Source organism: Rothia sp. HMSC069C10 (assembly GCF_001812205.1).
In the GTDB taxonomy this organism is placed as follows: domain Bacteria; phylum Actinomycetota; class Actinomycetes; order Actinomycetales; family Micrococcaceae; genus Rothia; species Rothia mucilaginosa.
Genome location: NZ_KV808297.1, coordinates 40,586 through 53,940 on the forward strand (window position 1 = coordinate 40,586; position 13,355 = coordinate 53,940).

Sequence of the window (13,355 nt, forward strand, 5' to 3'; positions counted from 1 at the left end):
ACGAATGAGCAGCCTGCGCTTTCATTGCTGTGCGCCCTCCCCCGCCAGTCGAATGACCGCGAATAAGGAGGAACGGCCCGTGCGTTCCGGCGGGATTGCCCGCCGAAGCCAACACGCGAGGCTCACCGGTGGTGTCTCTCTCCCGCACGTTTCGACTCAGCCAAATACTCGACCGTGCCGAAGACGATGCGGGTGGGAGCGGTGTCTCCCGCTGGCCCTGCGTCGATAGGGCTTCACTGAGATAAACACCAGTCCTTAAGGATACGGCATGATCTACGCGCCGCGCAATAGATAATTTTGCGGATTATCCGCAGACACCACGTGATGCTCCTCTAATACTGCACCGCACTCTTAGTAGCGCCTTTAAAATGACGCAGCACACGCACAGAAAAAATAGCCTCGGTAGGGAAGTTCCGGCTCGCCCTACCGAGGCTATCTCATATACACACACCATCGGAATTCCGATGATCGGAAGCTAAAGACTAATCGTCCTTACCTTCACGCTTAATGTCGGCAGCAGCAACGCCAATGCCGAACAAGACAGGAGCCGAAGCGTCATCAGCCACCGGAGCCACATCCGCAACAGAAGCGGAAGCAACCACGGAACCCTCAGCACGCTCGGAAGCGTCCACGGTCACGACCTGAGCACCGGCACCGGCGCTCGAAGCCGCACGGCGAGTGCGACGCTTACGCGGGGTCGAACCGGGCACCTGAGCCGCAGGCTTCTGAGCCTCCTCAACCGGAGCCTCAACCGCTACGGGAGCTGCGCCCACCACACCGGTCACCGCCGGAGCACCAATCACGCCGGTCACAACCGTGCGAGACTCAGACTTCTCAACCTTATCAGCCTTTGCGGGTGCCTGCTCGGATGCCACGCTCTGCTCAGCTGCCTTCTCGGCACGCTTCTCATCAGCGGCACGACGAGCACGGCGGCGGGACGCACGCGGAGTCTCGCGGACATCCTCAATGCGCAGGTCCTCACGCTCAACACGCTTGGACTCCTGAGCCTTCTCGGAGGTTGCCTCAGCGTTCTGCTGCTCGCGGTTCTGACGCTTCGCCGCACGATCCTCACGGCCCGAACGGAACGACTCACCCTCGGTGCGGGCAAGACGGCCAGCCTTCTGAGAAGCACGAGCCTTCGCCTCGCCAGCGCGAATCGCCTCGAAACGATCCGAAGAGCGGCTAAAGCGCGGGTCGAGCTCCGGGTCAACGTGGTGCTCGTCCTCCAGCGCACCCGCACCGGAATCCTCCACAGCGGCAATATCCGCATCGGTCAGCTCGCGGCGCTTACGGTTACGAGAAGACTTCTTCTCGCCACGCTTGGACGAACGACGCTCTTCCGAACGTTCCTGGTCAGAACGCTCCTCAGCAGAGTCCTTCGAGGAATCCTCAGCGGACTCCTCCACGCGGTCGAACGCGCTCGCCAGCTGCTCCAGGGAGAAACCACCCTGCTCACCAATCCAGTTGCCCTCGGTGACCTCAGCGACCTTGTCCTCACGCTGAGCAACCTCGGCGTGAGCCTGCTCGCTGGCAGCCTCGGCAATACCCTGAATTTCCTGCTCAAGCGAAAGCTCAGCGGTCTCCGCGCGGCGCGAACGCTTGCGGCGCTTACGCTTCTTGCGGGTCGAAGCGGTCTCCTCCGAAACGTCCTCGCTCTGAGCGGATGCGGCAGCCACCGCAGCCATAGCGTTACGGCGCTCAGCCTTCTTCGACTCCAGGGCATCCTGCTTCTGCTGGTCACGAGAATCCTCGCGGGCAGCGGCACGGCTACGCTTACGGTCATTACGCTCATGGCGGTGGATGTAATCCGACGCGCCACCGCTACGACCGCTTAGTGGCTGATCGTGAACCACCAGGCCACGGCCGGCACACTGCTCGCAGGGCTCCGAGAAGACCTCAAGCAGACCGGTGCCCAGACGCTTACGGGTCATCTGAACCAGACCCAGCGAAGTCACCTCAGCCACCTGGTGCTTGGTACGGTCACGGCCCAGGCACTCAATCAGGCGACGCAGAACCAGGTCACGGTTCGACTCAAGCACCATGTCAATGAAGTCAATGACGATAATGCCGCCGATATCACGCAGACGCAGCTGACGGACAATCTCCTCAGCCGCTTCCAAGTTGTTCTTGGTGACAGTCTCTTCCAGGTTGCCGCCGCTACCGGTGAACTTACCGGTGTTCACGTCCACCACAGTCATGGCTTCGGTGCGGTCAATCACCAGCGAACCACCCGAAGGCAGGTACACCTTACGGTCCAGTGCCTTCGCCAGCTGCTCGTTAATGCGGTAGTGGTCGAAGAGGTCATCCGCGGAATCCCACTGCTGCAGGCGGGAAACCAGGTCCGGCGCCACGTACGTCACGTACGCCTCGATGGAATCCCACGCGTTCTCGCCCTGAACGATCATCGCGGTGAAGTCCTCGTTGAAGACGTCACGCACGGTCTTAATCATCAGGTCGGGCTCCTGGTAGAGCATCTCCGGAGCCAGCACCTTGCGGGAGTTAGCCTTCTCCTGGATCTCTTCCCACTGCGCACGCAGACGGTTAATGTCGTGGGTCAGCTCCTCTTCAGAAGCACCCTCCGCCGCGGTACGAACGATTACGCCAGCACCCTCGGGCAGCTTGTCCTTCAGAATCTTCTTCAGGCGAGCACGCTCGGTGTCGGGCAGCTTGCGGGAAATACCGGTCATCGAACCACCCGGCACGTACACCAGGAAGCGGCCGGGCAGGGAAACCTGGCTGGTCAGGCGGGCACCCTTGTGACCAATCGGGTCCTTAGTGACCTGCACCAGAACCGAATCGCCGGGCTTCAGGGCGTTCTCAATCTTGCGGGGTGCACCGTCCAGACCGGTGACATCCCAGTTGACCTCGCCCGCGTACAGCACAGCGTTGCGGCCGCGACCAATGTCAACGAACGCAGCTTCCATGGACGGCAGAACGTTCTGAACCTTACCCAGGTACACGTTGCCAATCAGGGAATCCTGCTGGGTCTTAGACACGAAGTGCTCAGCCAGCACGCCGTCCTCAAGCACACCAATCTGGATGCGGCCGTCCTTCTGACGAACCAGCATCTGACGGTCCACGGACTCGCGGCGAGCCAGGAACTCAGCCTCAGTCACGATGTGGCGGCGGCGACCCAGGGAACGGGACTCACGGCGGCGCACACGCTTCGCCTCCAGGCGGGTAGAACCGCGCACACCGGTCACAGTGTTGGATGCGTGAGAGTCAGGCAGGCGCGGTGCACGCACCTTGGTGACGGTCTCAACCTCATCATCAACGCCGCCCTCAATCTCAATATCTTCGGTACCGCGGCGACGGCGACGGCGACGGTGGCTCGTCACCTCAGCCTCAGCGGCAGCCTCCTCACGGCGGCGCTCCATGCGCTCCTTACGCTTCTGCTCCTCGGCAGCGGCGCGGCGTGCCTCACGCTCCAGCTTGGCGGCAACAGCGAGCTCGCTCAGCTCCTCCGGCTCGGGTGCCATGAACAGCGGCATCGCACCCATGGGGGTACGCGAGCGCAGCTCCTGCAGCTTCTCGCGCTGCAGGTCGCTAATGGTCTTTACGGGCTCGGGAGCTACTTCAGGTTCCTCAGCTACGGGTTCCTCAGCTGCGGGCTTTTCTGCAGACTCTTCTGCGGCGGGTGCCTCAGATGCAGCTTTTTCGGATGCGGATTCCTCAGCAACTACAGCAGCCTCAGCGGGCTGCTCTGCGGCAGCCTCTTCAGCCTTCTGCTCAGTATCTTCAGCAACAGGAGCTTCAACGGCAGCCTCGGTCTTCTCAGCTTCCTCAGCCTTTGCGGGGGTTACGACCTCAACCTTGGCGGTCTCTTCCTTCACCTCAACGGCAGACTCAGCGGCGGGCTCAGCAACCGGCTCAGCGGCGGGAGCAACAACTTCCTCCACCTTCGCGGTTTTCTCGACGGTCTCGACCTTCGCGGTGTTCTCCACGACAGCAGGCTCAGCCGCCTTCTTCTCAGCAGCCTCAAACAGGCTATCCAGAGTAGAAGCAACCTCGGTCTCAGACGCAGCGGGAGCGGCAACCTTCGGTGCCGGCGCGTGCTTAGCCTTAGCGTTACGCAGGTTGGTCAGGCCAGCCGCAATCGCCTCATCCAGGGGAACCTCAGGAGCCTTCTCCTTCTTCGGGCGACCCGGACGGCGGCGCTCAGTACCCTGCTGGGCGTCAGAGCTCTCACGAACATTCTTACGCAGAGTTTCGCGGGTTTCTGCGGAGGCGTTCTTCTCCTCCGCGAGGGCGTTCAGCGCCTCAAAAACCCCAAGTTCGACGTTCTTCTCGTCAGACATTAATCTTCTTTCGTCATACCCCGCTCCGCATCGCGAGGATTTTTGACAGCGCGCATACAGCGCAAAGCCTAGTTGCCGTCACCGTGGCTCAAGCCTCACCCTACGGTGCGCGTTCATTGGCGCTACCGGGCACTATCTCGTTCAGTGCTTCTGCCGTAGGGGGCGAGCGGGCGGAACGCAGAGCGCGCCGCGACGGTCACAGCCACCTCGCTCTCGAGCACGGCACGCTCACACCCTTCCTGGGTGCTCTGCCGGTCTTCGGGTTTCTTCGCCGAGGCGGGCGGGCCCGCGCGGTGCGACAGTTATGCTCCGCGGCTTATAGCCGGCGCTCTTCGGGTACTCTCCCTCGATGCGTTGGTGGGGATCTTTATGCGCGTGCGGGGCGCACAAGACACCGTTTTTCATTATACCCGGTAGAGGGTACCTCTAAGCCACCCCGCCCATCCTATCTGGGCTCCACCTCCCGGCAGGATACGCGGGACACATTGCAGCGGGGCACATTGCGGCAGTCGTCTAGCGGGTACAGCAAAGCCGGGCGTGCCACTACGCATCACCCGGCTTCAAAAAACTTTCAGAGGAGGGGCTAGTCCAGACCCAGCTCCGCATCGCGCGCCTCACGAGCCTGCTGAGCAAGCTTCGGGTCGGTCGGCAGGTACTCCGGACCGGAACCGGTCGCAAACGGAACACCCAGAATGAAAACAAACGGAGAAACCACCAGCAGAATTACCCACAGCAGCGAGAAGTGACCGGCGGTCAGCAACAGCAGGGCAGTCAGAAAAATAACGGCAGCAGCGCCCATTGCGGCGATTCCGGCAGTCTTCACGGTTCTCCTCGAAGGGGTATCAAGAATCTAGTGTCCAACAGAACGGCGGGCAGTCGACGCCGCAGGCGAACCCCGCAGACGGCCCCGGCTGATGCCGCTCATGAATATACCTGACCATTATACGCACCCGCGCCGCCTCCCCGCTGACTTCACGGCTCGGGTCACCGGCGCCCCCCTCCGCTACCCACCGCAATCTACCCGCCGCATTCTTCCCGGCACAATCTGCCTGCGGGTACAGCAACGCCCCGGCACCAACAGGCACCGGGGCGGTACAGTTCAATGCTTAGCGCATCATATTCACAATGACCTCAAAGAAGCGGATCACGATAATGCCGAAAATCAGGATTACCCACAGGCTAATCGCAAACCACGACCAGCCGCGAGCGCTCTCACGCACCGACTGCGACGCCGGGATAACCCCCACCGAAACATTGCGGACCGTGGTCTTCACAAAAAGCGTGATGGTCATAACCCACACAATCATGCAGAACAGGCACAGGGCGTTGATCTGGAAGGTCGTCTGGTACCACAGCCACATGATGAACGCGGTTGCCGCAGCCAAACCAATGTCCATGCAGACCCAGAACCACTTCTTGAACTGTGCACCCGCCATCATCGCAGCGCCGATAGTCACCACAATCGAGAAGCCCACCAGGCCAATGAACGGGTTCGGGAAGCCGAAAGCCTCTGCCTGCGGAGTGCGCATCACCGTACCGCAGCTAAGCAGGGCGTTAATATCGCAGACCGTGGAGTGGCCGGCATCAATATAAATCTGCAGGCGCTCATACACCAGAATCGCCGAAGAAATCAGCGCAATCAGACCCGCACCAATCAGCCAGAACCCGAGCTGTCGGTCAGAGTAGCCAGCCCGGGTTCCCCTGCGCCCCTGCTGCTTTTCTGCCTCAGCGTGGTTGGGCTCGGTAGTACTCGATGCGGCGGTACTCATACGACTCCTTTAGATAGTGTGTTTCACCTCGTGTAGTAGCGGGTACATACCGGCGCGGCATAGCCAGCACCCCGGAAGCGGTACCCCATTTATCCTAGCCTCTCACACCGCCAAATGGCACACTGTTAGCCTGTATGTTCCGTTTATGACGTGCTATTTTACGCAGATGGGCGCGTTTTCTGAGCTTTTTCGGGGCACTTTCAGGGCTCGTTCGGGGCGCTTTCGAGGTGTCTTCGGGAAGTCTTTAACGCGCGAAAACCCCCGGGAGGAGCCCGCCATTCAGCGGCGGGCGGAACCTTCCGGAGGTTTCAACGGGATATTTCTAGGGCTTTATCTGGGGCATTACTTAGGGCAGCGGGTGGGTGTACGACTCATCAAAGAAAAGCTGCTCCAGCTCTACCGCGCGGCTAAAGAACTCGCGGGCACGCTGCGCATCCGACGGGCCCACACGGTCCAGTTCGCGGCGCAGGAAATCAACCAGCTCACGGAACTCCGGGTAGTCGTGCAGGGTAATCCACTCGTGGTGCACAAAAGATTCGGGGCGCTTGGCGGGAGCTTTCGACGCCCAATCCAGGTACAGGCCCTCGCAAACCACAAGCACCGACAGGATCGCCGCGTAGCTGCCGCTTGCCGCCGCGTCGAGGAAGAGACGCTTGAAGCCGGTGGTCGCCTCCGTATCGGGCATGGAGTTACGCTGATGTTCGGTCACGCCCAGAGTCTCAAAACAACGCAGGAAGTAGGTGTTCTCGTCCCCCGCGATTTCGCCCGCGAACTCGGAGAGGCGCAGACGACCCGCGAGAGTATCGGCGTTAGCAATCGCGCCACCAATCAGGGCGAGGAAGGTATCGAGGAAGCGGTAGTCCTGCACCAGGTAACCCGCCATGACCTGCGGGGCGATCGAGCCGTCAAAAAGCTCAGCAACAAAGCGGTGATTCGTGGCGGCAAGCCAGGTGTCGAGGTTCTCCTGACGCAGCGTCTCCGTGAACGAATCGGTGCCGATCAAATCGGTGAAGGGTGCGGGCATGATGGGTGCCTTTCACTATGTGGCATACCGTCGCTGGTATGCGTATGTGTGCGGGTGTGTTGGTGCGGCCTCAGGCGTTGGGGCCGGCGCCTCAGCGAATATAGCACCGTGACGCCAAGGCGTGCCCGGTTTTGCGCCCCGGTGCCCGCAAATTTTCGTTATTTTCGATTTTTGGGTGGGTGGGGGTGGGGTATGCCGAAAAAAATCGGGCGATTGGGGTTGCGTGAGAGCCCCTGGGAACGCGTGAGGGAACGTGGGTTCAAGTGGGGTTCGAGTGGGAGCGCGAGGGCAGAGGCAAAAGACAGAAAGGCGGAGGCACAAAAAGGCTGGGTGCGAAAAAGCGGGGCACCGCTCCCCCAGCCGGTAATACTAGCCCAGTAAAACCAACCGGAGAGCGGCGCCCCGCTTTCTCATCAATAACCTCAGTGGGCTTTATTCGTCTTCGGAGTCATCGTCACCGAAGAAATCATCGGTGTACGAATCACCCAGCGGCAGGCCCAGCGAGTCCTCCAGCGAAGAACCCGGCGCAGACTCGCCACCCAACTCGGCCATGATGTCGTTCAGCAGCTCATCCGGCTCGGCGGCAGCAGCCTCAGCGGCCGCGGCAGCCAGAGTCGAAGCCGACGCCGCGCCCGCAGAACCGGCGTACAGGCCAGCCTCGGCGGGCAGCTCATCCGGCAGCTCCTCAGCCTCAGCGCCGGGGGTCTTCGCCTCCTCATGCGCCGCCAGCAGGGTACGCGCCTCACCAATGACCGTAATCGAACCGGTAATCAGCACACCCGCTGACTCCTGCTCAAAGAGTGCGTTCTCCATGGCGGTGGCAATCGCCTCGTCCAGGTGCTCAAACACCTCAATCGAGTCTTCGTCCAGACCCGCATCCAGCGCCAGCTCGTGTAGACGCTCCGGCGCAATCGCACGCGGCGAATCCGACGCCGCCAAGTACAGGCGGAACGTGCCGTCAGAAGCGTCAACGTACTCTTCGCGCATGGTCTCAAACATGCCCAGAGCATCCTTCTCACCCAAAATACCGACCACGGCGTGCAGGTGGGACAGCTTGAACGCTTCAGTCAGCGCAGCCGCGGACGCACGCACACCGTGCGGGTTGTGGCCCGCATCCAGGATGGTCAGCGGCTCGGTGCGCACAACCTCCAGACGGCCCGGCGAGCGCACCGTCTCAAACGCGGTACGCACCACGTTCTCGGGCAGCTGACGCTGACCGCCGAAGAACGCCTCCACGGCGGCGAGAGCCACCACGGCGTTCTGTGCCTGATGCGCACCGTGCAGGGACAGCGGCACATCCGGGTACTCGCCCGCCAGTCCGCGCAGGGTCAGCAGCTGACCGCCGACCGCAAGCTCACGGGAGACAACGCCGAACTCCACGCCCTCAAAGGCGAAGGATGCTTCCTTCTCGCGGGCGGAGGCGAGCAGCACGTCCGCCGCTTCCGGGTCCTGTGCCGCAGAAACCAGGAAGCCACCGGGCTTGATAATGCCGGACTTTTCGGTCGCAATCTCGGCGAGGGTTTCGCCCAGCATGTCGGTGTGGTCCAGACCGATCGGGGTAACCACGGAAACCACGCCGTCGGCAACGTTCGTGGAATCCCAGGTGCCGCCGATACCGACCTCAAGCACCACCACGTCCACCGGCTCGTCCGCGAAAATCGCGAAGGCGAGCACGGTAACGGACTCGAAGAAGGTCAGGGCGGGCTCGCCGCGGGAGGTCATCTCCGCGTCCACAATCTGCAGGTAGGGGGCGATTTCCTCCCAAATGCGCACGAAGGTGGCGTCCGGTACGGGCGCGCCGTTAATGCAGATACGCTCGGTGACGCTCTCGAGGTGCGGGCTGGTAAAGCGGCCCACACGCAGGTCGTGGCCGAGCAGCAGCGCCTCAATCATGCGGGCGGTGCTGGTCTTGCCATTTGTGCCGGTGATGTGGATGACCGGCGCGGCACGGTGCACGTCGCCGAGGATTTCGACGGCGCGCGCCACAGCGTCCAGGCGCGGCGACATCTTGTTTTCGGGTGCTCGCGCCAGCAGTTCACCGTAGACCCGCTCCACGCCCTCGGGGTCGGGAATTGCGGGGTAATTCTTCTCGCTCATTGTTCTCCTCACTGGGATAGCCGGTCAGTGCCGGCAGGGGCCCACCGTGCGGCGGGATAACCGTGCGGCGGGATAGACGACGGGCCGCCCCGCCCAATCAAGGGGGCGGGACGGCCGTACGATTCAGGCGTTTTATGCCTTGGCTACGCTAATGCTCAGCTCGGCTGCTTCGCTCAGCTGCAGGGACACGGCGAGGGTTTCGCCGGTCACCAGTGCTTCGTTGGTGCGCAGAGCTGCCAGAGTTTCCTCCGGTGCCGCGATGCTCAGGTTGATGCGGTCCGCAACGTTCAGGTCGGCGTCCTTACGTGCCTGCTGAATAGCGCGGATGGTGTCGCGGGCGATGCCTTCGGCAACCAGCTCGTCGGTCAGCTCAATGTTGAGGACCAGGAAGCCGCCGGGCAGAACCGCAGCCGCAGTGTGCTCAGCACCCTCAGCGTCAGCGGCAACCACGGTTGCCAGCTCGTATTCGCCCTCTTCCAGAGCCAGGCCGCCGTCCAGAGCTGCCACGCCGACCAGGACGGTACCGTCCTCGGTCACGGTCCAGTCACCGGACTTGGATGCCTTAATGGCAACCTGCACCTGCTTGCCCAGGCGCGGACCTGCCGCACGTGCGTTGACCTTCAGCTGCTGGGAGATGCCGTAGTCGGCGGGGTCGACGGTGTCGGCGCTGACCAGCTCCACCTGGCGCAGGTTCAACTCGTCCTCGACGATGTTCGCGAAGTACTCCGCGCCCTTCTCACCGAAAGCGGTACCCAGGGCAGCGAACTGCTCGGGTGCGATTGCCACGGTCATCTTCTGCAGCGGCTGGCGCACGCGGATCTTCTTTTCCTTGCGCAGTGCCGAACCTGCGGAGCAGACCTCACGCACGGTCTGCATGAGAGCCAGCAGGTCAGACTCGTCAGCGAAAGCGGATGCCTCGGGCCAGTCAGCCAGGTGCACGGAGCGTTCACCGGTGAGGCCGCGGTAGATTTCCTCGCTGCTGAGCGGCAGCAGGGACGCGGCGACCTTCGACACGGTCACCAGTGCGGTGTAGAGGGTGTCGAATGCGTCGGTATCTTCGTTGAAGAAGCGCTCGCGGGAGCGGCGCACGTACCAGTTGGTCAGTGCGTCGGCGTACTGGCGCAGGGATTCGCAGGCGTTCCAGATGTCGTAGGAGTCCATCGCTGCGGTGACCTGCTCGATGAGTTCGCGGGTCTTGCCGAGGATGAAGCGGTCCATCACGTGCTGCGAGTCGTACTTGAGCTTTGCGCTGTAGCCTTCGCCGTTGTTGGCGGCGTTAGCGTACAGGGCGAAGAAGTGGTAGACGTTCCACAGCGGCAGCATGACCTGGCGAACACCCTCGCGGATACCCTGTTCGGTCACGATCAGGTTGCCGCCGCGCAGGATCGGGGAGGACATCAGGAACCAGCGCATTGCGTCGGAGCCGTCGCGGTCGAGGACCTCGGAGACGTCCGGGTAGTTACGCAGGGACTTGGACATCTTCTGGCCGTCCGAGCCGAGCACAATACCGTGGCTGATGACGTTCTTGAACGCGGGGCGGTCGAAGAGCGCGGTCGCCAGTACGTGCAGCACGTAGAACCAGCCGCGGGTCTGACCGATGTACTCGACGATGAAGTCTGCCGGGTAGTGGTTCTCGAACCATTCCTGGTTCTCGAAGGGGTAGTGCACCTGTGCGTAGGGCATGGAGCCGGAGTCGAACCAGACGTCGAGCACGTCTTCCACGCGGCGCATGGTGGACTTGCCGGTCGGGTCGTCCGGGTTCGGGCGGGTCAGCTCGTCAATGTACGGGCGGTGCAGGTCGGGTTCGCCGTCCTTGTTTAGGGGCAGGCGGCCGAAGTCTGCCTTGAGCTCTTCGAGGGAGCCGTACACGTCCATGCGCGGGTAGTTCGGGTCGTCCGAAACCCACACGGGGATCGGGGAGCCCCAGAAGCGGTTACGGGAGATGGACCAGTCGCGTGCGTTCTCAACCCACTTGCCGAACTGGCCGTACTTCACGTTTTCCGGAATCCAGTTGATCTGCTTGTTCAGCTCGTACATGCGGTCCTTGAAGTCGGTGACCTTCACGTACCAGGAGGTGATTGCACGGTAGATGAGCGGGGTGCGGCAGCGCCAGCAGTGCGGGTAGGAGTGCACGTAGGACTTCTCGCGGATCAGCACATCGTCTGCCTTGAGGGCGTTGATGATGGTGCGGTTCGCGTCGAATGCCTGCACGCCTGCAATCTCAGCCAGGGCGGTGGAGCCGGAGGCGGTGGGCTCGGCGAAGAGGTTCAGGAACTTTGCTCCTTCGTCGAGGGAGAGGATCACGGGGATGCCGTAGCCTTCACAGACCTTCTGGTCGTCTTCACCGTAGGCGGGTGCCTGGTGGACGATGCCGGTACCGTCACCGGTGGTGACGTAGTCGGCGACGAGGATCTGCCAGGAGGTTTCGGTGCCCCACTTTTCGGTGTCCGCGAAGTAGTCCCAGAGCGGGGTGTAGCGCACGTGCTCGAGCTGGGAGCCGGTGTAGCGTGCGGTGACGGCTGCGGCGGCATCCTCGGCGGGGTTGTCACCTTCGTAGCCGAGGTCCTTGGCGTAGGAGCCGAGCAGGTCGGAGGCGATTAGGAAGGAGCGGCCCTCGAACTTGCCTGCACCGGGTACGACGGAGTATTCAATCTCGGGTCCAACGGCGAGCGCCTGGTTGGTGGGCAGGGTCCAGGGGGTGGTGGTCCATGCGAGTGCTTCGACGCCGTCGAGTTCTGCGGCGACCTTCTCGTCAGCGCCGAGGGCGGTGTCTGCGGTGAGGCGGAATGCGACGGTGACGGTCTGGTCCTGGCGGTCCTTGTACACGTCGTCGTCCATGCGCAGCTCGTGGTTGGAGAGGGGGGTCTCGTCCTTCCAGCAGTAGGGCAGCACGCGGAAGCCCTGGTAGGTCAGGCCCTTATCGTAGAGGCGCTTGAACGCCCAGATGACGGACTCCATGTACTCAACGTTCAGGGTCTTGTAGTCGTTTTCGAAGTCGACCCAGCGTGCCTGGCGGGTGACGTACTTTTCCCACTCGTTGGTGTACTTGAGCACGGATGCGCGGGCAGCGTCGTTGAAGTTGTCGATGCCCATTTCGAGGATTTCGCGCTTGTCGGTCATGCCGAGCTGCTTCATTGCCTCGAGTTCTGCGGGCAGGCCGTGGGTGTCCCAGCCGAAGCGGCGTTCTACCTTGTGGCCGCGCTGAGTCTGGTAGCGTGCGACGAGGTCCTTGGCGTAGCCGGTGAGCAGGTGGCCGTAGTGGGGCAGGCCGTTAGCGAAGGGAGGGCCGTCGTAGAAGACGAATTCGTTTTCGCCGTTTTCGCCTGCGGGGCGGTTCTCGACGGATGCGGAGAAGGTGTTGTCCTTCTTCCAGTAGTCGAGGACTGCCTCTTCGAGTGCGGGGAACTTGGGCGATGCGGTGACGCCGCTTCCTGCGGCTTCGAAGGCGCTCGCCTTGGGGTAAACATGGGACATGTGTTTGTGCGCCCTTATCTGTTGTTCTCAACGCTGAGAGGTTGGGGCGACAGGGTACGTAGCACTCGTCGTCCGCACCGTTTCAGCGGGTGAGGATTGACATGACGGGTGCAAGGACGCCTGGGCATCACTGACCTGCCCGGGCTGTTCCGGGGGTCGGGATGCGGCGCGGTACCACCTTGCTTACTGATTTAACAGCTCAACGCACCGAACCCTCCCGGGGCTAGCGGGGTGTCGCGTGTCCGCGATACCTAGCCACCGGAAGAGCGGCGCGTTGGGCGGGTATCAGTCGCTTATTACAGCTATATCGGGCTTAACCGTCCGGTTCTACTGGGACTACATCTCTTCCGCTAAGACACCCTCGCCGCAGCGATTGGCGGGTGCCCGCAGGTGCGGTCCGTTCTTCCGAATTGCTCGCCGGTGATGGCCGGGTCGTTGCAAACACTAATAGTTTATGTGGCTTTTGTGCCTGTATGCAACCCCGCGGGGTGTGGGTTTGAACAGTACTATTCAGATGCGCCGATGCCGGGGACACAAAACAGAATGGTTCTTCGTTCGGCGATATTTAGAGCGAGTAGGGGGCTTAAGGGGTCTTGCCTCACCCCACGCTCGGGCGTGTTTAAGGATGTATGTTTTTGCATTCCCCCGGTGTTGCTTTAAGTGGGTTTCGATTTTTTCGTGGGAGCCCATGGG

General features: G+C 62.1%; 6 protein-coding genes. All 6 read right to left on the minus strand.

Annotated elements, in window-relative coordinates; all coding sequences use genetic code 11:
• Positions 1–482: 482 nt before the first annotated feature.
• On the minus strand, positions 483–4,298 hold the full coding sequence (locus HMPREF2842_RS02515) for an Rne/Rng family ribonuclease (RefSeq protein WP_070642492.1): 3,816 nt from the start codon (positions 4,296–4,298) through the stop codon (positions 483–485).
• Between the two features lie 583 nt (positions 4,299–4,881).
• Positions 4,882–5,121 (minus strand): hypothetical protein, encoded by a 240-nt coding sequence (locus HMPREF2842_RS02520; protein WP_005505761.1) that lies wholly within the window; start codon positions 5,119–5,121, stop codon positions 4,882–4,884.
• A gap of 283 nt (positions 5,122–5,404) precedes the next feature.
• Positions 5,405–6,067, minus strand: coding sequence for a vitamin K epoxide reductase family protein (locus tag HMPREF2842_RS02525; RefSeq protein ID WP_070642495.1), 663 nt, complete (start codon positions 6,065–6,067; stop codon positions 5,405–5,407).
• Between the two features lie 346 nt (positions 6,068–6,413).
• On the minus strand, positions 6,414–7,091 hold the full coding sequence (locus tag HMPREF2842_RS02530; protein WP_070642500.1) for a TenA family protein: 678 nt from the start codon (positions 7,089–7,091) through the stop codon (positions 6,414–6,416).
• Positions 7,092–7,523: 432 nt separating this feature from the next.
• The gene (locus HMPREF2842_RS02535) at positions 7,524–9,188 is read right to left on the minus strand and encodes a bifunctional folylpolyglutamate synthase/dihydrofolate synthase (protein ID WP_070642503.1); all 1,665 of its coding nucleotides are present in this window, start codon (positions 9,186–9,188) and stop codon (positions 7,524–7,526) included.
• Between the two features lie 132 nt (positions 9,189–9,320).
• On the minus strand, positions 9,321–12,662 hold the full coding sequence (ileS, locus tag HMPREF2842_RS02540) for an isoleucine--tRNA ligase (RefSeq protein WP_070642507.1): 3,342 nt from the start codon (positions 12,660–12,662) through the stop codon (positions 9,321–9,323).
• Positions 12,663–13,355 lie beyond the last annotated feature (693 nt).

Excerpts from the sequence above, each read along its gene's own strand:
- HMPREF2842_RS02515 (WP_070642492.1), bottom strand. The coding sequence starts at position 4,298 with ATGTCTGACGAGAAGAACGTCGAACTTGGGGTTTTTGAGGCGCTGAAC.
- HMPREF2842_RS02525 (WP_070642495.1), bottom strand. The coding sequence starts at position 6,067 with ATGAGTACCGCCGCATCGAGTACTACCGAGCCCAACCACGCTGAGGCA.
- HMPREF2842_RS02530 (WP_070642500.1), bottom strand. The coding sequence starts at position 7,091 with ATGCCCGCACCCTTCACCGATTTGATCGGCACCGATTCGTTCACGGAG.
- HMPREF2842_RS02535 (WP_070642503.1), bottom strand. The coding sequence starts at position 9,188 with ATGAGCGAGAAGAATTACCCCGCAATTCCCGACCCCGAGGGCGTGGAG.
- ileS (WP_070642507.1), bottom strand. The coding sequence starts at position 12,662 with ATGTCCCATGTTTACCCCAAGGCGAGCGCCTTCGAAGCCGCAGGAAGC.